Genomic DNA, 25,681 nt, shown 5'->3' on the forward strand with positions numbered 1-25,681 from the left:
CCTTCACGGTTCCTTCCCCAGGGGATCAAGTCCGACTGCCGCCCTCAGGCCCAGCAGGGCCACGCCCAGCGCATACCGGCTGCGCGCCAGGGCCACCTCCGCCTCGAACAACCGGAGGGAGGCATCCGCCAATGTCAGCGCCGTGGACAATCCCTGGCGGTAGAGAATGCCCTGCTCGTCCGCGTTCTGCCGGGCCGCGCGGGTCGCCAGCTCGCTCTGGGTGAGCGCCGCCTGCGCGTTCTCCAGGGCCACCCGGGCCCGCTGGATGTCCACGTCCACGCGCCGCGTGCCCGCCTGCTGCTCCAGCTCCGCCGCGCGAGCCAGGGCCACGCGCTCATGGCGCTCCGCGTAGCGCTCGCCGCCGTCGAACAGGTTCCACGTGAGGTCGGCCGACAGGAAGCCATCACCCGTGCGGCCCGCCAGACCCGCCTCGTTCGTGAGCCGGTACGTCGCGCCCACGCCGAGCGCGGGCAGCGCGCGCGCCAGGGGCTCCAGCGCGCTGGCCTCCAGCGACTCCACCCGCAGCCGCGAGGCGAGGATGTCCGGGCGTCGCTCCACCGCGCCGGGGATGATGGCGTCGTGCGTCTGGAGCGGCCGGGCCGCGTCGTCGAGCAGCGTCCGCGGCATCACGAGCGCCCCGTCCACCGGCTCCACCAGCAGATAGCCGAGCTCCAGGCGGCTGGTCTGCGCGGAATTGCGCGCGCTGATGAGCTCCACCTCCGCGGTGGCCACCTCCACCTCCGCGCGCGTCACGTCGTTGGTGCTCGCGAGGCCCGCCTTCGCCCGCGCGGACGCATCCGCGTGGGACTGCCGCGCGAAGGCGATGCGCTGCTCGGCGGCCTGGAAGACCTGCTGCTCCTGGAGGGTGATGAGGAAGGCGTTGGCGGCCTCGAACGAAATCTGGCGCCGGGCCTCCACGGCCTCCAGGCCCACCGCCTCGCCCTCCAGGCGCGCCGCGCGGTACAGCGGGAAGCCGCGCGCGTCGAAGAGGGTGACACGCGCGACGATGTTGGCGCCGAAGGCGTTGTAGCGCTGCAGCACCACCTGCTGTCCGCCCACCTCGCGCGTCGACTGATTGGAGCGGCGCGTATACGTGCCCGTCGCCGTCAGCTCCGGGAAGAAGAACGCGCGGGCGCGGGACACGCGGGCCTCGGCGGCCTTGGCGCGCTGCTGGGCCGCGAGCGCGGACTCGTTGCGCTCGGCCGCCATGGACACCGCGCGCTCCAACGTCAGCGGCGCGGTGTCACCGGGTGGACTCGAGGCGGTGGCCTCGCTCGGCGGAGGGGGTGCGGATTCCGCAGCGGGCCGTGCGGAATCGGCAGCCCCGGGTGCGGATTCCGCAGCGCCGCGCGAGGGGGTGGGAGCCACGGGTGCGTCGCTCTGGGCCGCCCGGGACTCGGACGGGGACAAGACCATCCAGGCACACAGGGGCGCGACGAGGGCGGTTCGAACAAGGGACATGAGCGAGGAGGCGTTGGCTCGGGCCAGGGGGAGACAAGGTGGCGCGCACTGGGGCCCGACGAGCGAAAGGATGCCCCTGGCGACGGGGGCTTCTGGACGATGGCCAGCGCGGCGGTCTATGGGGGAGTTCCAGAGGTCCTTGAGTTTTAAGGCGTTACGTCACGACAGCGCGCGCCTCGGCGCGCCGGGGAATGCACGGGTGATGCGTTTATTCCAGGTGGGTGTGCTGCTGCTGACACTTCCGCTCTTTGGTTGCAAGACGGAGACCCCCGTCACCGAAGGCGCGCTCCGGGTCTTCATCACGTATGCGACCTTCCGGCCAAAGTGCCTGACGCTCACGGTGGTGGATGTGCACGACGCGTCGCACACCGTGTCGGGCGAGGTGCAGGTGGAGGCGGAGCGCCTGAGCGACACGCGCACCGGCGTCATCCTGGAGCAGGCGGGCTGGAGCCGGGACTTGCGGCTGACCGCCGTGGCGCATGAGCGCTCGTGTGCCGGGCCCATCATCGCGAGCCAGTCCGCGGAGGTCCGGTTCCCGACGGAGAACGTCACCGACCTCGGGTTGGACCTGCGCGCCGAGGACCTGGATGACGACGGCTCCTTCGCCGCGAAGCAGCCCTACCCCGGCACGGACTGCGACGACGACAACGCGAACATCCACCCCGGCGCTACGGAGCTGTGTGACGGAATCGACAACAACTGCGCCGCGGGCGAGACCGATGCCCCCGGCGAGACACCGTTCTGGTTGGACGCGGACAGAGACGGCCACGGCGCCGTGGGAGGCACGCAGGCCTACGGCTGTGTCGCGCCAGCGGGCTACGCGCCGAACGATGACGACTGCGACGACACGGCCAGCGACGTGCATCCCGGCCAGGCGGAGTTCCGTTGTGACGGACGGGATGACAACTGCGACGGCGTGACGGACAACGACCCGTTCCTCGTGGGCACGACGTGCGTGGCGCCTCTGGGCTGCGCGGGAGTGCTCACGTGTCAGGGCCTCTCCGCCTCCGCTTGCGTCAGCAGCGAGCAGCCCGTGGAGCACTTCGTCGACGACGATGGAGATGGCCAGGCTGGTGATTCGGTGGGGCTCGGCTGCATGCCGCCCGTAGCGGGCGCGACGCGGGTGAACACCGACTGTGACGAGGGCTCGTCGCGCGTGCGCCAGGGGCTCGCCGAGGCATGTGACCGGCTGGACAACGACTGCAACGGCCAGACGGACGACGGGGTGGCGGGCTGTGCCTCCACGGCGTGGAACGAGCAGACGGAGCTGGGGGCCGTGGATGCGCGGTTCGATGCGGCGGCGGTGTACTCGCGGGGTCATGGGTGGCTCGCCGGCGCGGCAGGCAGGGTCCTCCACGTGGCGGACGCCAGCGTCACCCCCGTGACGGGCTGTCCGGGCGAATGGAAGTCGGCCTGGGCCGCGAACAACGGCCGCGTGTTCCTGGGCTCCGGCGCGGGGCGGTTCGGAACGGTGAGTCCCGATGAGCTGCCCTCCCCCTGCGAGGACTTCGACAGCGGCCATGCCGGCGCCATCAACGGACTGGTCGGCTTCGAGAACGCGGGGAACAACGTCGTCACCCTGTACGCCGTCACCAGCCAGGGCCGCATCCTGCGCTGGAGCTACGACGACGGCGGCGCGACGCAGCAGCCCACGGTCCTCGCCCAGGTGCCCGCCAACCTGAGGGCCATCCACGGCCTGGATGCGACGACGCTGCTCGCGGTGGGCGCGGAGACGGTAAACGGAGCGCCGCGCCCCGTGGTGTATCGGGCGTCGGCGAATGGGACGACGTGGACAAAGGAGGACCTGGGGGTGTCGAGCGCCTCGGGCTTCCTCAACGACGTCCAGGTTCTCACGGTCCGACGGGCCTATGTGGCGGGTGACGGCGCGCTGCTGTTGGAGCACTCGCGGGACGCGTGGACTCGCCTGCCTTCGCTGACGGTGCCGGGCGGGGCCACGCCCAACCTCCGAGCGCTCCGGGCCTTCGGTCGCACCGCGCTCTACGCGGTGTCGTCCGAGGTGAACGACGTGCACTTCTTCAATGGAACCTCCTGGAGCACCGTCACGCCGTCTCCGGCGACACTGAATGCGCTGGGAGGCTCGGAGCCTGGGGATGTCTGGGCCACGGGACACCGCGGCACCCTGCTGCGCTGGACGCCGTGAGACAGGGGACCCACGGCCCATGGACCTGCGCGCGGAAGCCCTGACGGTGAAGCACGGCGCGCGCACGGTCCTCGCGGACGTGCGCTGTGCGTTGCCACCGGGGACCCAGGCGCTGCTGCTGGGGCGCTCGGGCTCGGGGAAGACCACGCTGCTGAAGTCCCTCGCGGGCCTCGTCTCTCCGTTCAGCGGACAGGTGCTGTGGGATGGCCAGGACGTGGCGCGCCTGTCCGCATCGGCGCGACGTGAGCGGCAGGCCTCGTTCGGCATGGTGTTCCAGACGGATGCGCTGTTCGACTCGATGACGGTGCGGCAGAACGTGCTCCTGCCGCTCGTGCGACGACGGGTGCCGCGAGAGGAGGCCGAGGCGCGCGCGGACGAAGTCCTGGGCGCGGTGGGCCTGCGCGACGCCGCGGACACGATGCCGGAGCGACTGTCCGGAGGCATGAAGAAGCGCGCGGGCCTCGCGAGGGCGCTGGCGGCGCGGCCTTCGGTGCTGCTCGCGGACGACCCTTTCGCGGGGCTGGACCCGGGCACGGCCCGGCAGGTGGCGCGGGTGCTGCTGGAGGTCTCCCGGGGCGGCACGTTGATTGTCGCCGCGCCGGAGGCCCCGCTGGACGTTCCCCTGCCCCGCTGGCTCTATCTGCGCGGAGGGCGGTTGGTGTACGACGGGCCTCCCGCGCCGGAGCTGGAGCGCGAACAGGACGAGGTGCTCCCGTGAGCCCACCGCCACGCGTCGCGAGCCTCGGGCTGAAGACGGTGCGCGGCGCGGGCAGCCTCGGACTGGAGGCGGTGCGAGGCACCGGGGCGCTCGCGCTGGTGGCGGCGCGCACGGTGCTCGGCCTCCCCCGGCTGGAGCGGCGCGAGCTGGCGCGGGCGCTGGTGCAGTTCGGCTACGACTCGCTGCCCCTGGCCCTGGCCACGGCGGCGCTGGCGGGGGTCATCGTCGTGTTGCAGTCGGGGCTCTACATCCAGCGCTTCGGCGCGCGGGCGTTCCTCGGCTGGGCCGCGGGCTACGGCGTGCTGTGGGAATTCGGTCCGCTGCTGCTGGGCCTCATCATGTCCGCGCGGATTGGGGCGAGGAACGCGGCGGAGCTGGCCACCATGCAGGTGGGTGGACAGATAGAGGGCCTGCGGGGAATCGGCTTGGACCCGTTCGCCATCCTCGTGGCGCCGCGCGTGGTGGCGATGGAGCTGAGCATGCTCGCGATGAGCACCTTCACGTTCCTGGTCGCCATCCTCTTCGAGTCCGTGGCGGCCCTCTTCACGCTCGGCCTGCCGCTGCGAATCTTCTTCGGCACGTTCGCGCAGATGTTGAGCCCGCTCGACATCCTGGGGGGCGTGGTGAAGACGGGGGCCTTCGGCCTGGCCATCTCGCTGGTGTCCACGTCGGTGGGGCTGTCCGCGCGCGGTGGCGCCCAGGCGGTGGGGCGCGCGGCGGCGAGCGCGGTGGTGCAAGGGTGCGCCGCCATCTTCGTCATCGACTTCCTGCTCACGCTCGCGCTGGCCGGGTGGATGGCATGAACCGGGTGCTGTCGTTCTTCGGGGCTCCGGTGGTGCTCTTCGCGCGCACGGTGCGGGCCGGGGCTCGCGAGGGTGTGTCCTGGCGCGAGTGCGCGGTGCAGCTCCACGAGCTGGGTGGGCGCAGCGTGTGGCTCGTGGTGTCGGGCATGGCCTTCTTCGGCGCGGTGCTGGTCACCATCGCCAACAGCCAGGCCCGGCGCTTCGTGGGCAACGTGGCGGTGCTCGGGCCCGCGTACTTCGAGCTGCTGATTCGCGAGCTGGGGCCCGTGGTCTCCGCGCTCTTGACGGCCTCGCGCGCGGGGGCGGGCCACGCGGCGGAGCTGTCCACCATGAGCGTCAACGAGCAGGTGGAGGCGCTGGAGATGTCCGCCGGAGACCCGTACGCGGACCTGGTGGCACCGCGCATGGTGGCGGGGCTGTTGGGCGTGCCGCTGCTCAGCACGCTGGGGACGGTGGCCGCGACGCTGTCGGCGGCGCTGGTGGCGAGCCTGGTGTTCGGCGTGGACGGCCGGGCCTTCATGGACCCCCGGTATGTGGATGGCTGGGATTTGCTCGCGGCGGGGATGAAGGCCGTGGCATGCGGGCTGTACATTCCCCTGGCGGCGGCGGTGGCGGGCCTGCGGGCCCGGGGTGGCGCGGAGGCCGTGGGGCAGGCCACCACCGAGGGCGTCGTGGCCGCGAGCCTGGGGTGTCTGTTGATTGACTTTGGCGTCTCCCTCGCATTCCAACTGCTGCGCCTGTGAGCACGAACGACGCCCCCACGAGCCCCGAGGACACGCTCCGCTTCACGGACGTGCGCGTCGCGTTCGAGGGCGGGCGGCGCGTGCTGGACGGGATGACGGCGGAGCTGTCGACGCGAGAGCTGACGTTCATCGCGGGAGCGAGCGGCTCGGGCAAGAGCGTCCTGTGTCGGATGGCGGTGGGCCTGCTGAAGCCAGACGCGGGCAGCGTGGAGCTGTGGGGCGAGCGGGTGGATACGCAGCCGGAGCGCGGGCTGGTCCGCCTGCGGCGACGGGCGCCGTATCTGGTGCAGGGCCCTGCCCTGCTCGACTGGCGGACGCTGCGGGAGAACGTGCGACTGGCGGACCCGAAGGCGCCCGATGACGCGGTGGACTCGGCGCTGGCGCAGGTGGGGCTGTTGGAGTGGGCGGACCGGCTGCCTCCGGAGCTGGGGCCTGGAGCGAAGAAGCGGGCCGCGATTGCCCGGGCGCTGGTGTTGAAGCCGCGCTATCTGCTGCTGGACGAGCCGACCACGGGGTTGGACCGGCGGGCGGCGACACAGGTGGAAGAGGTCATCGCATCCTTGCGGACGCGGGGACTGGGAGGGCTGGTGGTGACGCATGACTATCGACAGCTCAAGGGGCTGGCGGACCGGGTGTTGGTGGTGGCGCAAGGCCGGTGTGCGTACCTGGGGCCTCCGGCGGGTTTCCTGGAGTCCTCCGCGCCAGAGTTGCGGGTGCTGACAGCGCCGTTCATGGAGGGTGCGACGGATGGATGAGCGACGGCTGGAATTGAAGGTGGGCGCCCTGGTGCTGGCGGCGCTGGTGGGCGTGCTGGTGTTGCTGTGGTTGATGGGGGAGCTGTCGTTGGGCTCGTCCACGGTGCTGCCGGTGGACTTCGGGCACACGGGCAACGTGGTGGAGGGCGCGCCGGTGAAGCTGGGCGGCGTCCAGGTGGGTCGGGTGCAGGCGATTCAACTGCAGCCGGAGCGTCGAGATGCCCGTGGACAGCCCCTGCCCGTGCGCATGGAGCTGGCGGTGACGCCGGAGTCCCTGGCGGCGCTGCGCTCGGATGCGCGGGTGACGGTGGCCTCGGTGGGCCTGTTGGGTGAGCCCTATCTGGAGTTGAACCCAGGGACGCAGCCGGGGACGTGGCCCCCGGGTGAAGCCTTGCGAGGGACGGATGCCCCGCGGCTGGATCTCCTGGCGGAGCACCTCTCCAAATTCGTGGAGACGATGTCTGGGATGCTGGAGAAGGACCCGGAGGCGATCACCGGCCTGGTGACGAATATCTCCCGGCTGTCCAAGACGCTGGATGAGCTGCTCACGGAGAACAAGGGCGACGTGAAGGTGCTCGTCTCGGAGCTGGCCGCGGCGTCGAAGGACTTGAGGCAGCTGTCCCAACTCGCCAGGGAGTCCCTCCAGCCGGGAGGCAAGGCGGCCCGGCTGTTGGACGACGCGGCGGCGAGCGCGGCGGTGCTGCGCAGCGAGCTGCCCGGGCTGACGAAGTCGGCGGGGACAACCTTGGACGGACTGGCGGCCGTCACGGGCGAGCTGGGCCCGGAGGACGGGAAGCGCGTCAAGCTGGCGTTGGAGAGGCTGACGACAGCCGTGGGGCAATTGGACAGCATCGCCGCCCGGGCGGACCGCGTGCTGGCGAGGATTGAGGCCGGCGAGGGCACCGTCGGCGCGGTGCTCCAGGACCCTACCCTCTACAACGAGCTGCGCACCCTGGTGACGGACCTGCGCAAGCATCCGTGGAAGATGCTGTGGAAGGACTGACCAGACAGGTCAGTCCTCAACGCCTGCCCAGCGCGACGGCGCCATTCCCGCCGCCAGGGCAGCCCGTCAGTCCAATTGCATGCGCGGCGGAAACGGGGGAGATTGCCTGGAAGTCCAGATTTTCATGCATATCTGGACTTCACCCCCGAGGCGAACATGTCCCCGAAGAGTGCATCGATTTCAGGTCGGTCCTGGCTCCACGCGACGCTCCTCCTGCTGACCTTGAGCGCGAGTCCTGGGTACGCAGCCGGCGTATTCATTGGCGCATGGGACTTGAATGGCGATGGCACGCTGGAGTCTGTCTATAACAACCTGAGCTACATCGAAGTACAGCAGACCGATGGTCAGACTCGCACCTATTCCATCTCGAATGGAGCCTGGACGCTGCTGCAGACCGCGGACCTGGATGGAGCAGCGGGCGCTGAGCTGGCCATCAACGTAGGGAGCTTCATCCGGGTGATTACCCATCGCACCGCGGCCACCCGCGACTACTCCATCTCCAACGGTTCCTGGGCTCCGATTGGCGTCAGCAACATGGATGGCGTCGCGGGACAGGAGCTGGCCATCAACGTGGGGAGCTTCGTCCGGGTGATTACCCACCGGACCGCCGCCACGCGCGACTATGCCATCTCTGGAGGCGCGTGGGTCCCGCTGGGCTTTCATGACCTGAACGGCGATGGGGCGACCGAGCTGCCCATCAACACCGGCGCCGCCATCCGAGTCGTCGAGCACAAGACGGCCGTGACTCGTGACTTCTCCATCTCCAGCGGGACCTGGGCGCTGATGGGCGTCGCCGACACGAATGGACAGCCGGGCGCCGAGATGGTCATCAACAACGTCTCGACCGTGAAAATCGTCCGCTACGCCAATGGCACCATCGGGGACTACCATGTCCCCGGGTTCTGGACCCTGCGGATGATCACCAACATGGACGGACTGGCCGGGGATGAAGTCGTCCTCAACTCCGGCTCCACCACCAAGACCATCTACGACGCACAGGGCATCATCCGCTAACGCCGAGATCCGTTGAGTTGAGGGAAGGGTAGGCAGTGGCGGAACCAGGCGGCGAGCTTCGCGAGAGGAGTGGCCGCTCGTAGCCGTCGCACTGCCCGGGCCAGTGCGGCGAGGGCGCAAGGGCGAGCTTGCGCAGTTGCCGCTTCAGGTCAGCCCACCACAGCTCGATGGGGTTGAAGTCGCGGCTGTAGGTGGGCAGGTACACCCCGCAGGCTCCCACGGCTTCGATGGCCTGGCGCACACCTTTGACTTTGTGTGCCCCAGGTTGTCCATCAGCACCACGTCTCCCTGGCGCAGCCAGGGGCACAGGCGCTGCCGGACACCCTCCAAGCCGAAGCGCCCCACCGACACGGTCGAAGGTCCGGCCTCATGGCCAGAACTCCCGTGCGGGCTCGAACCCGCCAGCTCAAGCCCCTTCGTCAAACGCAGACATATTTCGAAGGGATGGTGGGAAGGCACTATTGCCAACACCCGTCCACCTCAAGCACCATGCACGAAATACAGCTTAATTATCTATATCAGTGAATCCCACTATAGATAGAGATTCATCGAGCGGAGGATCCCCCACCGGGCGCCACCCACGCCCGTCATCCCCCGTCTACATGTCTTGCCCACGGGAGCCTCTCCATCCAGCACCGCCACCGCGGGCTTCCCTGTAGCCATGAGGCCGGTCGCGGCCTCGTGGTGCAGTCCATTCACCGCGTCCATCGTTGTGCCGTCCCAGTCCCCAACAAGGAGCGATTGCATGAAGAGCACGTCAGGAATGCAGTTAGCACGGATGCTGCCGTTGACTGGCGTCATGTTGCTGAGCGCGGGATGGAGCAACACGCTGAACGCGCCGAAGGACGACTCGGCGGCCTCCCAGGCGCTGGTCGAGCGACATGACCTCGCCGCGAAGGAGGGGAGCTATCAAATCAACCTGAACCTCGCGAACAAGACCGACTGGGATTTCCTGCGCAACCGTCTGGCGTCCGCAGGCAAGACGGAGCAGAACGCCCCGGAGCTCTTCCGGCGGATGGGGCTCATCCGCGAGCGCGCGCTGGCGCGCCAGGCCAGCGGGACACTGGCGGATGACCCCAGGAACGGCGCCTGGTGCAACCACTTCCTCAAGTTCGACCGGGCTCACATTCCCGACGGGAACGTCCACACGTTCTTCCCCGTGGTCCAGGTGTCATGCAAGGACGGCGCGGACTACGTCTACGCCGACCTCCTCAACTACGACACCCATGAGACGGAGTCGGACTCCGTCCTGCACTCCTCCACGTCCGGCGAGGAGTATGGCGACGGGCGGGAGTTCGACGACGTCAAGATACCGGCGACCATCGCCACGGGCAGGTCGCGCGTCCTGCGCATGGAGTCGCTGGCGCTGGCACTGGGAACGACCATCGACCAGACGTCCTACATCGTCGAGCGGGCCGCGGTCATCAACACCCTGCCCTCGATGACCTTCACGCACCCGCGCAAGATTCTCCCCGCGCCCGTCTCCGCTGAAATCATGGCCTGTCAGCTTCGCGGCGGTCTGGACTGTGACTATGCCGTCGCGGGCTACCAGAATGGCAACCTGACTGCCTATCCGCCGTCGCCGACGGGGGTCGCGGCCTCCTACTCCAACCAGCCGGGGACCCTGAACCCCTCCGACTTCTGGAGCTTCACCGCTCCCTACCAGTACGACAACCTCTATGTCCCCGTTCGGGGCACCTTCAACGCGGGAGCGAGCAATGGCTTCCAGTGCACGTTGGCATCCGTCACGATGGCGCGCGTCCAGCTCATCACGGACGATTCCGCTCGCACGTGCCTGAACAACACGCAGTTCATCAGCTCCCTCCCGACGGGGGGGACCCAGGTCTTCCTCAACATCCTGACGAACATGAACCGCCTGTTCAACACCGCGGGCAACGGCACCAGCCCCGCCGACTGCGCGGCGTCGACCGTCATCAACGAGATGACGCGCCTCCTGATTACCATCTCCGGCAAGGTCCGCTGCAACGGGGTGGACAAGCCGTTCGTCGTCATCTACCCGAAGCAGCCGGAAGACGGCACGCCGAACATCTTCTTCCGCAATAGCTGCATGGCCTCCGGAACCCGCATCACCCTGGCGGACGGCAAGGTCGTCCCCGTGGAGACGGTCAAGCTGGGCGACAAGGTGCTCGCCAATGACAAGGGCACGGCGCTGACGGTCATCGACGTGTCTCGCGGCAATGAGGTCAAGCCCCTGCTGCGCCTGCGCGATGACGCGGGCCACGACGCGACGCTCACCGAGATGCACCCGGTCATCATGGCCACGGGCGAGGTGGTCGCCGCGAAGGCGCTGAAGGTCCAGGACCAGGTGAAGACCGCGAAGGGAATCTCCACCCTGACGTCCATCACCCCCGTCTCCCCCGAGAAGCAGCGCGTCTACAACCTGGGCCTCGGAACGGACCAGGAGCGGCTCACCCTGGAGAAGAACGGGCGCACCCTGTTCGCCGGGGGCTTCCTCGTCGGTGACCTGGGGATGCAGGATGGCCTCCAGCGCCCCCTGAACGAGCAGAAGCTGTCCCTCCTGGAGCGCCTGCCCAAGGCGTGGCACCGGGACTTCCGCAATGGCATCCAGCCGAAGGTCGCACACTGACCTTCAGCGCTGGTATCGGGTCCCGAGCCTCGCGCAGTCGTGACACGCCCCCTCCCAGCCGTGACGGGAGGGGGCGGAGCCACTGGAGCCCCTGCCCCACCATCTCGACCCGCGCTCCGGAGCCATCTGCGGACCGAGAACGCTCAGAGCGAGTGGCTCAGCATCCACGTGTAGATGTCATGACCCGCCGAGCCGTTGTAGGTCCGGGACCACGAGTCGTGTCCCACGCCCGGATACAGCGTGAGCTGCGCGGGCGGGTTCGCCGCCGGATTGCAGACATTGTTCAGCTTGTTGACCGGCTCGATGGACCCATACTGAGACACCGTTCCATCCGCCGTGCCGTGGAAGGCCCACACCGGGACGTTCCATATGTTGCAGATGGCGAGCCCGTTGCCGTTCCCCGCGATGGGAACAATGGCCGCGACCTTCTGCGGGAAGGCCACGGTGTAGGACCAGATGACGATGGCCCCCGCCGAGAGCCCCGTCAGATAGATGCGGTTCGGGTCGACGCGATAGCGCGTCTTCGCGAACTCGATGATGCCGTCGATTTCGCTGTTGCCCCACCACGCATTGAATCGCTGGGGAGAGAGGAGGATGAACGGGAAGTGCCGTCCGTTCCGGATGAGCCGAGGCGGCGCGGTGATGGCCATCAGCTTCTCCAGCCCCGTCGCTGAAGCCGTTCCATCACCCTCCTGCCCCAGGCCGCCCAGGAAGATGACCAGCGGATAGCGCTCCTCGAAGTTGTCGTCGTAGTCCTGCGGCAGGTACTCCCAGTAGCCGTAGTTGATGCCCGGCACCGTCGTCCTGGGCCGCGCGAGAATCTGCCCCTGTGCGGCCAACGCGCCCTGCGCGAAGAGCAGGACACAACCCAACAAGATGCGCTGCGATGTCGACATGGCAACTCCTCTTCAACCTTGGGGAGTCGATACGTTAGCCACCGGGTTGCATCGCAACCAGCAATTTCCAGATTTTCAGCCTAAGCAGATAAATCAAGACCGAGACGTCACGTCTCCGTGACACGCCTCACCCTGGCCTCCATGTGGGGAGACCAGGGCAGGCGCGGTGTCTCACTGCCTGCGCAGCTCGACGGAATCCATGTGGATGAAGTTGGCGCCGTTCTGAGCCGGAGCCTGTGTGTGGAAGCCCAGCTCCAGCGTGCCTCCAGTGACGGAGATGCTCGGCGTCTCCACTCGCGTCCAGGAACCATGCGTCCCCAGGGAGGTGAAGACTGGCGCACATGAGACGCAGGTCTTCACCTGGAGATGCGCGAACCCGAAGTCTCCCCCCTTCCTCACCCATGCGCTCGCCTTGTAGCTACCGGATGGGAGGCCCGTGACGACCTGGTATGTCCATGTCTCGTACGCGGACGTGCCCCAGTGAGTCAGATGGTAGGCCCCGGTCTGCGCGCCGTTGTACGTCTCGCTGAAGGCCGCCCACCCCGTGCCGTTGGGGGACCACGTGGACCACCCCGTCATGCCCGACTCGAAGCTGGGGTTGGTGAGCGGAATGGTGGTTGGCGTGGAGCCGCCGTTGAGGATGGCCTCCGCCTGGGCCACCTGGAGCGCGACAAGATGCTGGAAGGCCTGGTCCAGCTCGGCCTGCCTCGCGGCGTTGCCAGCGTGCTGCTTGCGCTGCTGGTAGAGGGTGTTGATGAGCTCCAGCTCACGCTGCGAATAGGGCACGCCCAGCCGCTGCTGGAGCGTGGTGAGGAAACCGTAGCCGAACTCCCGGGTCGGCTCCAGCATGGTGCCCTCTCCGTAGTCGTTCCACGTCGCGAGCTGGACATGGCCCACGCTGCTGCCGAGGGCCGCGTCCAGCGTCTGCTGGAAGGAGTTGAGCCCGTTGTGGGGAATGCCCCAGGTGGGCCCGTCCCAGCCGCCCGCGCTGTAGAAGGTGTGGAAGCCCGGGTAGGCCACGCCCATCTTCAGGCCCAGGGGACGGTTGGCGTAGAAGTGGTTCAGCCCCGCCATGAAGTCCGAGTAGATCCACGCGTACTCGCCGCTCGCGTTGGCGCCCGCCTCCTGGGACTCGTACCAGAGCGTGAGGAACGCCGGCTTGGGCGACAGCGCGCCGAAGAGGTTCGTCCAGTCCGACGGCGTCTGGAACGTCTGCGGACCGAAGTCGAGCAGCAGGGGCGCGTTGTTCACGCGGATGTAGTTGCCCTGGGAGAAGTAGTGGTCTCGCAGGTAGCCCATGTCCGCCCGCCCCGCCGCGAGCTTGTCGGTGATGATGCCCGCGTTCGCCGCGAGCTGGATGTTGTGGTCCTCATAGACGATGGCGAAGTCCAGCCCCACCGCCGCGGTGCGCGCGATGAAGGCCTCGGAGTTCTGCTTGTTCTTCGGATAGTCCCAGGCATTCACCGTGCCCGGCCAGTCGATGAGGACGCCGTCCACGCCCGCGTACTTCATCAGCAGCAGCTGGTACTCGATGACGTCCTTGTCCCCGGAGGCATAGGGGCCAATCAGCGGATAGTAGTGCGCGGCGATCTGCCTACGTCCGGAGCCATCCACGTTGTTGGGGTTCTGGTTCGCCATCGTCCAGTGGATGCCCCAGGCACCGTTGCCGGAGGAAGACGAGGTCTCGAACCATGGCATCAGGTGGGCGTAGATCTTCTTGCCCACCGACTTCGGCACCCGGACCGGCGCCAGGGCGGAGCCGCTCGAGGACTGCTCAATCCCTGACGATTGAGATTCTCCTGATTGCGAATCATTGCAACCAGCAAGGACAAGGGCGACCAAGGCCACGCCAAGGTGCAGCCACTGACTTCGCTTCATGGACAGACTCCGGGGAGCGAGGGGAGTCCGCACCCTACTGTCCATGCTGTGTGTCCTTGCAAGCCCCTTGAGGCCCTGGGACTCAAGGGCCGTTGGTGTCCCTGTCCCTCAACACGGCGTAGGACGGCCGGATTCGGCCCGCGGTGTCGTAGCCCAGCGGAGTCCCATCCCACGGCTCCGGCGCGATGATGCCCCGGTCCTGCATGGCGCAGTTCGCCGCCGTCGAGCACTGGTTCGTGTAGTTGTAATAGTAGATGCGCGTGATTCGCCCGCTCAGGTTCGGCAGGCGCAAGATGAACTTCGTGGTGTCGCGCTGCGACGCATCCCCGAACACCTGGCCGTCGGCGTTCCGGTAGAAGGCCCCCACCTCCGTCAGCCAGATGTGTCCCACGTCCCAGCTCGAGTCCAACCCGCCGAGCCAGTTCACGAAGGTCCGCGTCGTGCAGCCCTGGTCCCCCGGTACGCAGTGCGCGCCGCTCGCCTGATAGCGATTGGCGTCGTGGTGCGGATGGATGCTCCACAGCTTCGGCCGATGGCCGCGCAGGAAGATGCGATAGCGCTCCCAATAGGGGTCGTTCGGCGTGGCGTCGAACTCCCCCGCCGCCACCGTGCAGTCCGGGCAGATGCTCACGACGAGCCGGTAGTAGAACGCCGCCCTCAGCGGCCCACAGTGCTCCAGGTCCTCGCTCGCGCAGGTCGGCTGATCCAACGGGACTCCGCTCTGGAGGACGGAGTTCGGGAAGTTCGGCTCGTTCCAGGCCCCCACCAGGGTGATGGCCGGGTACGTCGCGTGGAACGCCTCGAAGGCCGCGCGGAACTCCACGTCCGTGGGCGCCAGGTACTTCCCATTGGCCGCCTTGCGCAGGTCGCTCGGCCCGAGCGTCACGTAGCGCTCCACGGACTTCGCCGCCGCTGCTTGCAGCCACGCCTCGAACTTCAACCGCCGCGCATCGTTGGCGGGTCGCTGGGCCACGTCATAGGGCACGACGACCCGGGCCCGAATCACGTTGAGCCCATCCCAGGCTGGATGGGTGAACGTCTCCGCATCCGAATCCGAGATGCCCACCGCGAAGTCCACCAGACGGAGCGGCGCGGTCTCCACGTCCTCGCGGACCTCCTGCTCGAAGACTTCGGCTCCGCAGCCCATGACACCCACCACGACGAGTGCCATCAACAGACGACTTCCGCGACACGCTGGAACGGTCATGAAGCTGAAGCCTAGCCTGATTCCAGATTCGTTGCCTCAGGCAACCATTTACAATCCGCCTGCAATTTCACAGGGCTCTCATTGAAGCCATCTGCCAAGCCGGACAAAAGGCTGTTTTATATCAGAGCTGAAACGCATTGCGCCGCACATCACCGCCCGAGACCGACGGGCACGGCGCCATCCAGGGACGCCACCCGGCCCCAACTCCGGCATGATGGTTCCCGGGTCGACCGCTGGAGCCGCGGGTCGGTGAAGGCGGGCGACCAGATCCTCCGGGAACCGCGCGCGCCATGTTCCGTCGTCTGATGATCGTCTTCGATGCCGGCTCGGAGTCCGAGGTGGTGCTTCACGCCACGAAGCGACTGAGCGCCGCGCCCGAGGCCGTCTACCTGTACGGCCTGGTCCCCGAGCGCAGCGAGCTGGAGGCCCCTCCTCCCGCCAGCCTCACCGTGCTGGACCGCCTTCGGCACGCCCTTCGCGACTGGAGCCCCTCCATCGAGGTCCGTGGCTCCCTCGAAACCCACCTCGACACCAGCGCAGTCGTCCAGACCGCCACGCAGCACGGCGCCGACCTCGTCGTCCTCGGGCCCCATCTCGACACGTCACCGCGCGCACGCGTGGGGGCCATGCTCATGCTGTCGCTGAGGGAGCACATCCCGGTGCTCTCCATCGGGCAGACCTCCCCCACCCCGCCCCCGATGCCTTCGCGCACGGCCGTGGCCATCACCCCGGAGGGGCGAGGCCTCGGCGCGATGGCCACGTTTCTCTCCGGCTGCGCCCTCCCCTCCGAGCTCATCGCGCTCACCACGGGCTCGGCCCCGGAGCAGGCCTCACACCTCCGGGCCCTCTCCCACGCCCTGGGCATCACCCAGACGCTCCACGTCGAGGCGCTCACCGAAAACCCCGCCGACAGCCGCGTCGAGGCCTTCGACGTCGCGGCCGTCCGCTCCGGCGCGGACCTGCTGGTCATCCCCGCCGATGCGCTCGCCGACATGGAGGCCCTGGTGCTCGGGATGCTCGGCGCCAAGGCGCTCCAGGAGGCCCGCGTCCCCACGCTCCTGCTGCCCCGCACGCAGACGGCGTCCGTGTTGTTCGAGGACCACTACGCGGTCTCCGACTCCGTGGCCGTCCCTGGCCTTCAGCCCCGCTTCTCCGTTGAGCGCGTCGGCTTCATGTCGAGCGTCTCCGTCCCCGAGGCAGGCGCGCTGTCCGTTTTCGAAGGTGGAGCCTGCCTGGGAACCACCCCTCACGAAGGAGGCACCGCCGCGCTCAGCGCGTCCTGGTTCGAGCACGTTCGCGGACTCCACCCGCTCGCGTTCTCCTTCTCTGGCACCTCCGCGCCCAGGGACTTGTCGCCGTGCTACGTGCTCGGACCCGAGCAGCCGCTGCTCCTCGTCGACAGCCTGCTCGATGAGGACGCGGTCGCGGCGGCCCACGCCCTGGCGAGGGACCGCCATCACCTGGTCTTCGTCCGGCTGCGCGACACGGACTCGCTCGACGCTCAGCGCGCCCACCTCCGCGAGCTGCTGCCCGAGACGCCCTGGCCCCTGTTGCTCGATGCCAGCGCGTGGCTCGACGACGCTCGCGCCGATGACGTGCCCCAGCAGGTCGATGGACAGCGCCTCCTCCGAGTCGCCACGCGGCTGGCCACCGCGGGCATCGCCATCGCCGCCGTCGTCACTCGCGAGGAACACAAGCCCGTCCATCCGCTCCTTCGCACGCTGAGCCCCCAGGAGTGCCTGGCCCTGCCCCGAGCCACCCTCCTGGAGCCTCTCCCCATTCCGGATGCGCCGAACACCTGGGCTCGGGAGCTGACGCTCGCGGGATGCAGTCCCCGCCTGGAGGGGCATCACATCGACTTCGAGCTCGACAACGGTCTGGCGCGTGAGTCCGTGCTCGCGGCCATCGACGCGGCCCGTACCACCCTCCATTGGCAGTGCTACATCGTCGAGGACGACAGCGTCACCGCCCGCATCACCGACGCGCTGAAGCGAGCCGCCGCGCGCGGTGTCCAGGTGCGCTTCCTCGCGGACGCGCTCTACAGCGGCCATGACTCCTTTGGCGCCCTCAACCCCGCGCTCGTGACGCTCGCCGAGACGCCCAACGTCGAGGTGCGCGCCATCGCCCCCCTCGTCGGCGTGCCCAGCCTCTCCGAGCTCAAGCAGCGCAACCACCGCAAGCTGACCCTCATCGACTCCGCTCGCGCCTTCGTCTCGGGGAGAAATCTCGGTGCGCCCTACTACACGGGCTTCGATGAAGTGGGCCTGCGGCGGACCTCCCACTACCGCGACATCCCCTGGCTCGACTGTGGCGCGCGCCTGGAGGGACCGCTGGTCAGCACCCTCGAAAGCGCGTTCCTGGCCGAATGGACTCGCGCGGGCGGCGAGCCCTACGCCTTCCCGCCCGCGGCACCCGTCGGGACGATGGCGGCCCGCGTCGCCCTGCACGAAGGGCTCAAGGACACGCACACGCTCGACACGCAGCTCGCGCTCATCCGCCACGCGCGCTCACGACTGGTGCTGGTGAACACCTTCCCGTTGCTGCTCGAGTTGCGGAACGCGCTCATCGCCGCCGTGCGCCGGGGCGTCCGCGTGGAGGTGCTGTTCGGCAGCGTCAGGCCCCACTACGGCTCCGCGCGGACGTACTTCCCCGGGGGCGCGCTGCGAGAGGTGGCGGACCGCTACGTGCGCAGCCGCCTGGACGCCGTCATCGAGGCGGGCGCCATCGCCTACGAGTGGGCCCTGCCCGCCATGCCGGAGTGGGAGCCGGAGCTCGAGCGGCTCTTCCCCCACGTCCACGCGAAGCTGCTGGTCTGTGACACCACGGCCGTCGCCATCGGCAGCGCCAACCTGGACGTCACCGCCGCCTACTGGGAGAGCGAGGCGCTCCTCGTCGTGGAGGACGCGCCCTTCGCCGAGCGGCTGCTCACGGCCCTCGAAGGACTCTTCGCCACGTCGCGAAGAATCGACCGCGAGGACCGGAGCTGGCGCGACGAAGTCGAACAGCGCGCCTGGGTCGGCCGGAACTGGCCCTCGCTCGTCGGCTGAAGCCGCGCCCGCTCGACTACCCCGTCCTCGCGATGCGGTCAGGCGCGTCCGGGTGCCTCGGGTCGCGGTCCAGTTCCTTCTCCTTCACCTTCTCCTCGGGGCGGGTGTGCATGCTGTTGAGCCGGCTGAGGAACTCTTCCTTCGGCATGCGCTCGGTGCGGCCCCAGGGGTTGGTGTACTCGACGTACTCCTCGCCCGTCTTCGGGTCCACGCCCGTGCCCGTCACCACCACCTGGTGACCTCCGGTGCCCCAGGTCATTCCCACCGCCACCGTCTCACCGGCGGCCGTGCGCTCCTGGATGAGGTCCCACGCCTCCGCCTCCTCCTCGGCCCCGCCAATGCCAGACACCGTGTCGACCTTCCGGTCGAACACCGCCTCCGCGAGCCGGTCGAACTCGGACGGATACAGACCGCTGTGCGTCTTCTCCCCGTCCTCGTAGTGGGCGTCCGGCTTGTCCTGGTAGTCCCTCTCGCCACCGTTGGCGACTTCCATGAACGCCGGCGCAATCAGCTCCTGGCTCTCCGAGCGGACGTCCTCTCCGCCCTTGGCCTCCGCGCCCAGCGCCTCGCGCTTCATCACCGTCTCGCCGTCGGCCAGCGTCACCTCGCCCGACGTGCTCGCGAGCCCCGCGACGAGGCGCACGTACTCCGCCGGGCTCTCCAGGATGAGCTGGAGGGTCGCCGCGGTGGCCGCGCACGTGCCCTTGTTGCGCTGGTTGACGGACTCGGGCGTCGCCAGCTCCTGCACCACGTCCGACAGCAGCGCGCCCCGGTCAATCCCCTCGCCCAGCTCCTGCGTCTGCAGCGTGTGGAGTTGATCCAACAGGTTGCCCTCGCCGCCAATCGCCTCCGCCCCCGGCAGCTTGCCCTCCAGGAGCAGCTTCTGGAGCGCGAGCGCCGCCACCGGATCGCCCGCGGGCTCCACCGCCATCAGCCCGTCGCGCACCGCCTGGTACTGCTGCTGCTCCTCGGGGGACAGGTTCTGCAGCGCCTCCTGCTCCAGCGCCGCGTTGGCTTCGACTTCGGCCACGGCCGCCTGGTGGCGCGGCGACGTCGGGTCCGTGTCCGCCGCGTCATTCACGTCCTTGGCATCACGGGTGATGGTGGCACCCTGCGCCGTCTCCCGCTGGAGCAGGAAGTCCGCGCCGCCCAGGAGGCGATCCGCCTTGGCCAGCGCTTCCTCGCGCGTGCGGGGCGTGGTCTCGCCGTCGTGGAGGCTCTTGACGTTCGACTGCTGGCGGATCTTCTGGACGTCGAGGTCGTTGAAGACATCCCGACGCGTGGGTCCTGGAACGAACTCATCCGGGTTGATGGCCACCGCGGCTCGCTCCACGCCCTTCTGCGTCGGACGGGAGAAGCTGTCCTGCGAGGCCACCACGGAGTTGCGGACCTCCGGCTTCGGCTGCGCCACGGGGGCGGACGTCTCGCTGCGGGGGGCACGGGTCGGCGTGCCTCCGTTGGAGGTGATGCGCGTCATGGGAGGTTCTCCGGGGGTTTGGATGGCAGCCGGGCCCCAGGGGCACCTCGGCCGCGACTTCTTGAAGGGATTATCTCTGCCCCCTTGTAGAAGTTGCGAAACCCGGACAACTCCCCCTCCCAGTCAGCCCCCACATCAGGGAAACGTCGCTGCGCCACTCGACGCCAGGACGCGTCATGCTGGGAGGCGACCATGACCCTGGGCTCCGCTGGTTTTTATTTCGCCGCCGTGGGCGACGTGCACGGCCGGATGAACCGGATGGTGTCCTTCCTCCAGACCTGGACGAAGAACGCGAACCGCCCGCTGGCCTTCGTCCTCCAGGTCGGAGACTTCGAGCCCCACCGCGACGAGGCGGACCTGGCGACCATGGCCGCCCCCGCCCGCTACAAGCACCTGGGTGACTTCGCGGACTACCACCAGAACCGCCGCCGCTTCCCCTGGCCCGTCTACTTCATCGGCGGCAACCACGAGCCCCATGGCCACCTGGACACCGCCCCCGCGGGCGCCCTGGTCGCCACCAACTGCCAGTACCTGGGCCGCGTGGGCGTCATCGAGCCCAGGGGGCTGCGCGTCGTCGGCGTCTCCGGCATCCACGACGAGGCCGGCTTCCAGAAGCCACATCCGCCCCTGTCCCTGCTGGGCACCGTCTCCCCCAAGGACTTCACCTGCTTCAACGAAGAGGACATCGACCGCGCGCTGACCCTGGAGCGGGCAGATGTGCTCCTGGTGCACGACTGGCCCTCCGGCATCATCGCCGCCGAGGACCGGGGGGACTTCGAGCAGCAGCGCCGCAGCCCCAACGCCGAGGCCGTGGGCAACGACTACGCGCGGCTGGTGGCCGAAGCGCTCGAACCCCGGCTCGTCCTCTGTGGACATCTGCACAAGCGCTACCGGGGCACGCTCACCCACGCCTCGGGCCGCGTCTCCCAGGTGTGTTGTCTCGCCAGCGTCGAGCAGGGCGCGGACGCCTTCGCCGTCTTCCACGCCACTGCGACAGGCCTTCACGAGGTCAGCCGCCTTGGGGCTTCGGAGCAGGGCTGAATTCCCTCACGTGAGAGGGTGGCTCCCGGCCCTTTCACCCACCCACGCCCACCAGGGCCCCGATAGATGTGGGACAGAACGGTGATTCTTAGAGCCACGAGGGTGGACGCCGGTGGTACAAGCCCCGACGTGACTTCCGCACCGCCGTCTTCGCCCCCCGTCGCATCCTTCGAATCCCTGGGCCTCAAGCCCCAGCTCGTAGAGGCGCTCAGTGCCCTCGGATACGAGGAGCCCACGCCCATTCAGTTGGCAGCCCTTCCCCCGCTGCTCGAAGGGAAGGACCTGCTCGGTATCGCCGCCACCGGCACCGGCAAGACCGCGGCCTTCGCCCTGCCCCTCCTCCACCACCTGACGCCGGGAGAAGCCAGCCCCCACAACACCTCCGCCCTGGTGCTCGTGCCGACCCGCGAGCTGGCCATGCAGGTGTCCGAGGCCATCCACCGCTACGGCCAGAAGCTCGGCGCCACCGTCCTGCCCCTCTACGGCGGCCAGGTCATCGGCCAGCAGCTTCGGGTCCTCAAGCGCGGCGTGGACGTCGTCGTCGCCACCCCCGGTCGCGCCCTGGACCACCTGCGCCGGGGCACGCTCCAGCTCGAGAACGTCCGCACCGTCGTGCTCGACGAGGCCGACGAGATGCTCGACATGGGCTTCGCCGATGACCTGGAGGCCATCCTCTCCGGGACACCCGAGAACCGTCAGACCGCCCTGTTCTCCGCCACGCTCCCTCCGCGCATCGCGAGCATCGCCGAGCGCCATCTGCGCCAGCCGGTGCGCGTGCGCATCGCCAAGGAGAAGGTGGAGCCGGGCGAGCTGCCCCGCATCCGGCAGACCGCGTACGTCGTCCCGCGCTCGTTCAAGATCGCCGCGCTGGGCCGGTTGCTCGACGTGGAGTCCCCCACCGCCGCCATCATCTTCTGTCGCACCCGCACGGAGGTGGACGACCTCACCGTCTCCCTCAACGGCAGGGGCTGGCGCGCGCACGCGCTCCACGGCGGCATGACGCAGGAGCAGCGGGATCGCGTCATCAAGCAGCTCAAGTCCCACGGGACGGACCTGCTCGTCGCCACGGACGTCGCGGCGCGCGGCCTGGACATCCCCCGCCTGTCCCACGTGGTGAACTTCGACGTGCCCAACGCCCCGGAGGCGTACGTGCACCGCATCGGCCGCACCGGCCGCGCGGGCCGGGAGGGCGTGGCCATCACCCTGGTGGAGGCTCGCGAGACTCGCCTCTTGCGCAACATCGAGAAGGTCACCGGCCAGCGAATCACGGTGGCCACCATCCCCACCGTGGCGGACCTCCGGGCCCGGCGCCAGGAGCTGATGCGCGCCACGCTGCGCGAGACGCTGGTGGCCGGCGGACTGGAGTCGCTGCGCAGCATCGTGGAGGACCTGGCCGGCGAGTTCGAGCCGCTCGACATCGCCGCGGCCGCCGTGAAGCTCCTCCAGGACTCGCAGGACGAAGGCCGCGCGAAGGAAGAGGAGGAGATTCCCGCCACCGCGCCGATGACGGAGCGCAAGGAGCGGACGAGCCGCCCCGGCGGTCCCTCCAGCGGTCCGGGCTCGCGTCCGGCTCGCACCGAGCGCGGCCCCAAGCGCCCCGCGGGTCCTCCGTCGTGGGACACCACCCGGCTGTGGATTGGCGCGGGCCGCGTGGCGGGCATGCGTCCTGCGGACCTGGTGGGCGCCATCGCCGGTGAAGCGGGCCTGGACTCGTCGCGCATCGGCGCCATCCAGATCACCGACGCGTTCTCGCTCGTGGAAGTCCCCGAGCCGGATGCCAACCGCGTCATCGCCGCGCTGAAGGCGGCGACCATCCGCGGTCGCAAGGTCGTGGTCCGCAAGGACCGCGGTACCTGAGGTCCGTCAGGGCTCCGCCCACTGGCGGAGCAGGTTGTGGTACACGCCCGTCAGCATGACCAGGGAGGGGCTCTTGGGCACCTCCTGGTTGAGCTGCATGATGGCGGTGTCCAGGTCGAACAGCAGGGCGCGCTGGGACACGTCGCGCACCATGCTCTGAATCCAGAAGAACGAAGCCAGCCGCGCGCCCCGAGTCACCGGGGTGACGTGGTGCAGGCTCGTGGACGGATAGAGGATGAGGTCCCCCGCCGGCAGCTTCACCGCGTGGTGGCCGTACGTGTCCTCGACGACGAGCTCTCCGCCGTCGTAGCTGTCCGGCTCGGAGAGGAAGAGCGTGGCCGACACGTCGGTGCGCACGCGCTGCCCCGTCCCGGGAAGGAAGCGGATGGCGCCGTCCACGTGCGAGCCGAAGGACATGCTCGTGTCGTAGCGGTTGAACAGCGGAGGAAACACGCGCTGCGGCAGCGCGGCGGAGATGAAGAGCGGCGTGCGCTCCAGCCCCGCGAGCACCAGCTCCCCCAGCTCCCGCGCCGCGGCGCTTCCCTCTGGGAGCTGGAGGTTCTTCTTCACCTGGACGGACTGGTGGCCGGCGGTGACCTTGCCGTCCGTCCAGTCCGCCTGCTCCATCACCGCGCGGCAGCGGGAGACTTCGGCCGCGGTCAGGACATTGGGAATGTGCAACATCATGACCGCGAGCCTTTCGCCTAGAAGCGGTACCGCGCCGTCAGCAGCGCGGACACGCCATCCGCGGGGACGGCGTGGCCGCCGTAGTACTGGTCGTAATACAGCGTGTCGGTGAGGTTGTAGACGTTGAGCTGGACCTGTGCCTTTCCGAACGCGTAGCTGGCGAAGGCATCGAAGCGCCAGAAGTTCGGCACGTAGCTGGTGGCCGTGGTGGGCGCCGTGGGATTGCTGACGCTCGTCACGTCCTGGTAGACGGCGCCGCCGCCCACGGTGAAGTCCTTCAGCGGCGAGTACGTCGTCCACAGGGAGATGCTGTGGCGCGGCGTGTTGGGCAGCCGCTGGCCCACCAGGAACGCGTTGGTGTGCTCCAGGATGGCGGAGTCCATCAGGGTGTAGTTGGCGAGCACCTTCCAGCGCTCGACGATGGTGCCGGCGATGCCCACGTTGAAGCCCTGCACGCGCTGCTCACCCTGGAGCACCTGCGGCGGCCCTTCCGGGTCCGTGTTGGGCACGCGCGCGTCCGTCTTGGTGATTCGGAACACCGCGCCCGTCAGCCCGAGCCGGCCGTCGAGCAGGTCCGCCTTCGCACCCGCCTCCAGGATGGCGTTCTTCTCCGGGTCCAGGCTCACGGTGTCCGCGGACACCGAGCCCAGCTCCGCGGAGGGGCTGGAGGAGGTGCCGTACATGCCGTAGACGCTCACCTTCTCCGTCGGGTGCAGGACGACGCCCGCGCGCCAGTTGAAGAGGTGGTCGCTCTTGCGCAGCCGCGTCTTCGCGCCGGTGTTGCCCGTGGTGGAGTAGTCCGTGTTGAAGACGTCCCAGCGCAGCGAGCCCACCAGCTCCAGGTACTGACCGAGCTGCACCTGGTCCGCGGCGAAGAGGCCGAGCGTCCGCTGGATGCTCACGTTGGAGCCGGAGAACACCGGCGACACCGCGGACAGGTCCGGGTCCGCGTCCGGCTCGAACAGGTCCGCCGGGATGTTGGGGCCCGTGGGCAGGCCCACCGCGTTGAGGTTGTCACGCGACTGGCCGCGCTTCTCCCACGACAGCTCCACGCCCGCGTTCGCGGTGTGCTTGACGAAGCCCGTCTCCAGCTCTCCGCCCACGGTGGCCTGGTTGGAGACGAAGGAGTTGTCCGTCTCCGTCTGGAAGCGCTGCCGGCCGATGGTCGTCGGAGCGCCCGCGGGGGTGAGTCCGCGCGGCGCGGTGGGGCTGGCGAAGCGGTCCACGCGGCCGAAGCGCAGCGTGTTGGTGAACTGGAGCTGCTCGCCCAGGCCCTGGAAGAGGCGCGCCGTGGCGACGTGGGCATCCACGCGCTCGGTGTCCGCCGTCACGCCGTAGAAGTTGCCGCGCGGCACATCCAGCGTCTCCGTGACGGGCTTGCCGTTGAAGTAGGGCACGCCGTAGTCGGGCAGGCCGTCCTCGCGCTGGAAGAGGTAGTCGAGCTCCAGCGTGGTCTGCTCGGCCACCTTGAAGCGCAGCGAGGGCGCCAGGCCCAGCCGGTTGTCCTTCACCTCATCGCGGCCCGCCGTGTTGGCCAGCTGGCCCATGAGGTTGAGGCGCGCCTGGAAGTTCTCCGACACCGCCTCGTTGAGGTCCGCCTCGACGCGGCCCGACGGCGCGGTGCCGCCGCTCACGGCGACCTCCTGGAAGGACGTGCGCTTGGGCTTCTTCGTCGCCAGGTTGATGGCGCCGCCCGTGGAGCCACGGCCGAAGAGCACGGCGGAGGGACCGAAGTACGCCTCCACGCCCTCCAGGTTGAACGTGTCGCGGGTGAACCAGCCCAAGTCCCTGGCGCCATCGCGGGACACGTCGTTCTGCGCGGAGAAGCCCCGCAGGATGAAGGCGTCACCCTGCCGGCCACCTTCGCCGGCGCTCATGGTGATGCCGGAGACGTTGCGCAGCGCGTCCCGCACCGTGGTGGCCTGCTGCTCCTCGAGCACCTCCTCGGGGACCACCGTCACGGACTGCGGCGTGTTCACCAGCGCGCGCTGGGCGCGAGGCAGCGAGCTCTCACGGACCTGATAGCCCTCGGACTCGCCCTGCACCTGCACGGTGGGCAGCGTGAACTGACCCTCGGTGCCCTGCGTCTCGGGGCTGGCCTGCGGGGCCTGGGGCTCGACGGGCGCGGCGACGGGTGCGCCTTCCACCTGCGTGGCCGGAGCCTCCGCGGCCACCGGCGCCTGCTGTGCTTCCTGCTCCTGCGCCACGGCCCCACCGGCCGCCAGCGCGGACGCGAGGCCCATGGCGGGGCCCCACGGCTTCAGCGCGGAACGAATTCCGCCGGAGTGACCTGCGCTCGTCCGGATTCCAGGGCTGCGTGACTTG

The 25,681-nt window shown here is 69.0% G+C and carries 19 protein-coding genes and 1 pseudogene; 11 read left to right on the plus strand and 9 right to left on the minus strand.

Annotation, left to right across the window (positions count from 1 at the left end; genetic code table 11):
* Positions 1 to 3: 3 nt before the first annotated feature.
* Complete coding sequence (locus LZ199_RS04715; RefSeq protein WP_253992430.1) at positions 4 to 1,461, minus strand: TolC family protein; 1,458 nt, start codon at positions 1,459 to 1,461, stop codon at positions 4 to 6.
* 202 nt (positions 1,462 to 1,663) lie between these two features.
* Between LZ199_RS04715 and LZ199_RS04720 the strand changes: the two genes are divergently transcribed.
* The 7 genes from LZ199_RS04720 (at position 1,664) to LZ199_RS04750 (ending at position 8,658) form a co-directional block, all read left to right on the plus strand.
* Positions 1,664 to 3,622, plus strand: a complete 1,959-nt coding sequence (locus tag LZ199_RS04720; protein ID WP_253992517.1) for a putative metal-binding motif-containing protein — start codon at positions 1,664 to 1,666, stop codon at positions 3,620 to 3,622.
* 19 nt (positions 3,623 to 3,641) lie between these two features.
* Positions 3,642 to 4,340, plus strand: coding sequence for an ABC transporter ATP-binding protein (locus tag LZ199_RS04725; RefSeq protein WP_253992431.1), 699 nt, complete (start codon positions 3,642 to 3,644; stop codon positions 4,338 to 4,340).
* Positions 4,337 to 5,143: an MlaE family ABC transporter permease gene (locus LZ199_RS04730; RefSeq protein ID WP_253992432.1), complete on the plus strand. Its 807-nt coding sequence runs from the start codon at positions 4,337 to 4,339 to the stop codon at positions 5,141 to 5,143. The genes LZ199_RS04725 and LZ199_RS04730 overlap by 4 nt, the downstream gene beginning before the upstream one ends.
* Entirely contained in the window at positions 5,140 to 5,886 is a 747-nt protein-coding gene (locus tag LZ199_RS04735; protein ID WP_163867163.1) for an MlaE family ABC transporter permease, read from the plus strand. Before LZ199_RS04730 ends, LZ199_RS04735 begins: the two co-directional genes overlap by 4 nt.
* Positions 5,883 to 6,641 carry an ATP-binding cassette domain-containing protein gene (locus LZ199_RS04740; RefSeq protein ID WP_253992433.1) on the plus strand — a complete coding sequence of 253 codons (759 nt, stop codon included), beginning with the start codon at positions 5,883 to 5,885 and terminating at the stop codon, positions 6,639 to 6,641. Before LZ199_RS04735 ends, LZ199_RS04740 begins: the two co-directional genes overlap by 4 nt.
* The gene (locus LZ199_RS04745; protein ID WP_253992434.1) at positions 6,634 to 7,644 is read left to right on the plus strand and encodes an MlaD family protein; all 1,011 of its coding nucleotides are present in this window, start codon (positions 6,634 to 6,636) and stop codon (positions 7,642 to 7,644) included. Before LZ199_RS04740 ends, LZ199_RS04745 begins: the two co-directional genes overlap by 8 nt.
* A 156-nt stretch (positions 7,645 to 7,800) precedes the next feature.
* Complete coding sequence (locus tag LZ199_RS04750; protein ID WP_253992435.1) at positions 7,801 to 8,658, plus strand: PA5033 family protein; 858 nt, start codon at positions 7,801 to 7,803, stop codon at positions 8,656 to 8,658.
* A 121-nt stretch (positions 8,659 to 8,779) separates the two neighbouring features.
* Here LZ199_RS04750 and LZ199_RS04755 read toward each other — a convergent pair.
* Positions 8,780 to 8,979 (minus strand): annotated as a pseudogene (locus LZ199_RS04755) (transposase); the annotation flags it as partial.
* Positions 8,980 to 9,189: 210 nt separating this feature from the next.
* A complete protein-coding gene (locus LZ199_RS04760) occupies positions 9,190 to 9,405 on the minus strand; it encodes a hypothetical protein (protein WP_253992436.1) in 216 nt (71 codons plus the stop codon).
* 31 nt (positions 9,406 to 9,436) lie between these two features.
* Between LZ199_RS04760 and LZ199_RS04765 the strand changes: the two genes are divergently transcribed.
* Positions 9,437 to 11,266: a Hint domain-containing protein gene (locus LZ199_RS04765; RefSeq protein WP_253992437.1), complete on the plus strand. Its 1,830-nt coding sequence runs from the start codon at positions 9,437 to 9,439 to the stop codon at positions 11,264 to 11,266.
* 143 nt (positions 11,267 to 11,409) lie between these two features.
* On the opposite strand, the gene LZ199_RS04770 is transcribed toward LZ199_RS04765, so the two are convergent.
* The 3 genes from LZ199_RS04770 to LZ199_RS04780 all read right to left on the minus strand — a co-directional run bounded on the left by LZ199_RS04770 (position 11,410) and on the right by LZ199_RS04780 (position 15,211).
* Complete coding sequence (locus tag LZ199_RS04770) at positions 11,410 to 12,162, minus strand: carboxylesterase family protein (RefSeq protein WP_253992438.1); 753 nt, start codon at positions 12,160 to 12,162, stop codon at positions 11,410 to 11,412.
* Between the two features lie 171 nt (positions 12,163 to 12,333).
* Positions 12,334 to 14,040 carry a glycoside hydrolase family 71/99-like protein gene (locus tag LZ199_RS04775; protein WP_253992439.1) on the minus strand — a complete coding sequence of 569 codons (1,707 nt, stop codon included), beginning with the start codon at positions 14,038 to 14,040 and terminating at the stop codon, positions 12,334 to 12,336.
* An 82-nt stretch (positions 14,041 to 14,122) separates the two neighbouring features.
* Entirely contained in the window at positions 14,123 to 15,211 is a 1,089-nt protein-coding gene (locus tag LZ199_RS04780) for a hypothetical protein (RefSeq protein WP_253992440.1), read from the minus strand.
* 326 nt (positions 15,212 to 15,537) lie between these two features.
* Here LZ199_RS04780 and LZ199_RS04785 point away from each other — a divergent pair, with 326 nt between their 5' ends.
* Positions 15,538 to 18,294, plus strand: a complete 2,757-nt coding sequence (locus LZ199_RS04785) for a phospholipase D-like domain-containing protein (RefSeq protein WP_253992441.1) — start codon at positions 15,538 to 15,540, stop codon at positions 18,292 to 18,294.
* Positions 18,295 to 18,310: 16 nt separating this feature from the next.
* Here the strand turns inward: LZ199_RS04785 and LZ199_RS04790 are convergent, their stop codons facing one another.
* Positions 18,311 to 19,771 carry a hypothetical protein gene (locus LZ199_RS04790; RefSeq protein WP_253992442.1) on the minus strand — a complete coding sequence of 487 codons (1,461 nt, stop codon included), beginning with the start codon at positions 19,769 to 19,771 and terminating at the stop codon, positions 18,311 to 18,313.
* 192 nt (positions 19,772 to 19,963) lie between these two features.
* Between LZ199_RS04790 and LZ199_RS04795 the strand changes: the two genes are divergently transcribed.
* Both LZ199_RS04795 and LZ199_RS04800 read left to right on the plus strand, forming a co-directional pair.
* Positions 19,964 to 20,812 carry a metallophosphoesterase gene (locus tag LZ199_RS04795; RefSeq protein ID WP_253992443.1) on the plus strand — a complete coding sequence of 283 codons (849 nt, stop codon included), beginning with the start codon at positions 19,964 to 19,966 and terminating at the stop codon, positions 20,810 to 20,812.
* Positions 20,813 to 20,878: 66 nt separating this feature from the next.
* Positions 20,879 to 22,669 carry a DEAD/DEAH box helicase gene (locus tag LZ199_RS04800; protein WP_407667166.1) on the plus strand — a complete coding sequence of 597 codons (1,791 nt, stop codon included), beginning with the start codon at positions 20,879 to 20,881 and terminating at the stop codon, positions 22,667 to 22,669.
* Positions 22,670 to 22,675: 6 nt separating this feature from the next.
* Here LZ199_RS04800 and LZ199_RS04805 read toward each other — a convergent pair whose 3' ends face one another.
* Positions 22,676 to 23,356 carry a Fe2+-dependent dioxygenase gene (locus tag LZ199_RS04805; RefSeq protein ID WP_253992445.1) on the minus strand — a complete coding sequence of 227 codons (681 nt, stop codon included), beginning with the start codon at positions 23,354 to 23,356 and terminating at the stop codon, positions 22,676 to 22,678.
* A 17-nt stretch (positions 23,357 to 23,373) separates the two neighbouring features.
* Positions 23,374 to 25,599 carry a TonB-dependent receptor gene (locus LZ199_RS04810; protein WP_253992446.1) on the minus strand — a complete coding sequence of 742 codons (2,226 nt, stop codon included), beginning with the start codon at positions 25,597 to 25,599 and terminating at the stop codon, positions 23,374 to 23,376.
* Between the last annotated feature and the right edge of the window lie 82 nt (positions 25,600 to 25,681).

Origin of the sequence: Myxococcus qinghaiensis, from assembly GCF_024198215.1 — a bacterium.
Taxonomy (GTDB): domain Bacteria; phylum Myxococcota; class Myxococcia; order Myxococcales; family Myxococcaceae; genus Myxococcus; species Myxococcus qinghaiensis.

Excerpts from the sequence above, each read along its gene's own strand:
- LZ199_RS04760 (WP_253992436.1), bottom strand. The coding sequence starts at position 9,405 with ATGCAATCGCTCCTTGTTGGGGACTGGGACGGCACAACGATGGACGCG.
- LZ199_RS04810 (WP_253992446.1), bottom strand. The coding sequence starts at position 25,599 with ATGGGCCTCGCGTCCGCGCTGGCGGCCGGTGGGGCCGTGGCGCAGGAG.
- LZ199_RS04780 (WP_253992440.1), bottom strand. The coding sequence starts at position 15,211 with ATGGCACTCGTCGTGGTGGGTGTCATGGGCTGCGGAGCCGAAGTCTTC.
- LZ199_RS04800 (WP_407667166.1), top strand. The coding sequence starts at position 20,879 with ATGTGGGACAGAACGGTGATTCTTAGAGCCACGAGGGTGGACGCCGGT.
- LZ199_RS04745 (WP_253992434.1), top strand. The coding sequence starts at position 6,634 with ATGGATGAGCGACGGCTGGAATTGAAGGTGGGCGCCCTGGTGCTGGCG.
- LZ199_RS04795 (WP_253992443.1), top strand. The coding sequence starts at position 19,964 with ATGACCCTGGGCTCCGCTGGTTTTTATTTCGCCGCCGTGGGCGACGTG.
- LZ199_RS04735 (WP_163867163.1), top strand. The coding sequence starts at position 5,140 with ATGAACCGGGTGCTGTCGTTCTTCGGGGCTCCGGTGGTGCTCTTCGCG.
- LZ199_RS04770 (WP_253992438.1), bottom strand. The coding sequence starts at position 12,162 with ATGTCGACATCGCAGCGCATCTTGTTGGGTTGTGTCCTGCTCTTCGCG.
- LZ199_RS04715 (WP_253992430.1), bottom strand. The coding sequence starts at position 1,461 with ATGTCCCTTGTTCGAACCGCCCTCGTCGCGCCCCTGTGTGCCTGGATG.
- LZ199_RS04785 (WP_253992441.1), top strand. The coding sequence starts at position 15,538 with ATGTTCCGTCGTCTGATGATCGTCTTCGATGCCGGCTCGGAGTCCGAG.
- LZ199_RS04790 (WP_253992442.1), bottom strand. The coding sequence starts at position 19,771 with ATGACGCGCATCACCTCCAACGGAGGCACGCCGACCCGTGCCCCCCGC.
- LZ199_RS04775 (WP_253992439.1), bottom strand. The coding sequence starts at position 14,040 with ATGAAGCGAAGTCAGTGGCTGCACCTTGGCGTGGCCTTGGTCGCCCTT.
- LZ199_RS04805 (WP_253992445.1), bottom strand. The coding sequence starts at position 23,356 with ATGATGTTGCACATTCCCAATGTCCTGACCGCGGCCGAAGTCTCCCGC.
- LZ199_RS04725 (WP_253992431.1), top strand. The coding sequence starts at position 3,642 with ATGGACCTGCGCGCGGAAGCCCTGACGGTGAAGCACGGCGCGCGCACG.
- LZ199_RS04750 (WP_253992435.1), top strand. The coding sequence starts at position 7,801 with ATGTCCCCGAAGAGTGCATCGATTTCAGGTCGGTCCTGGCTCCACGCG.
- LZ199_RS04720 (WP_253992517.1), top strand. The coding sequence starts at position 1,664 with ATGCGTTTATTCCAGGTGGGTGTGCTGCTGCTGACACTTCCGCTCTTT.
- LZ199_RS04765 (WP_253992437.1), top strand. The coding sequence starts at position 9,437 with ATGCTGCCGTTGACTGGCGTCATGTTGCTGAGCGCGGGATGGAGCAAC.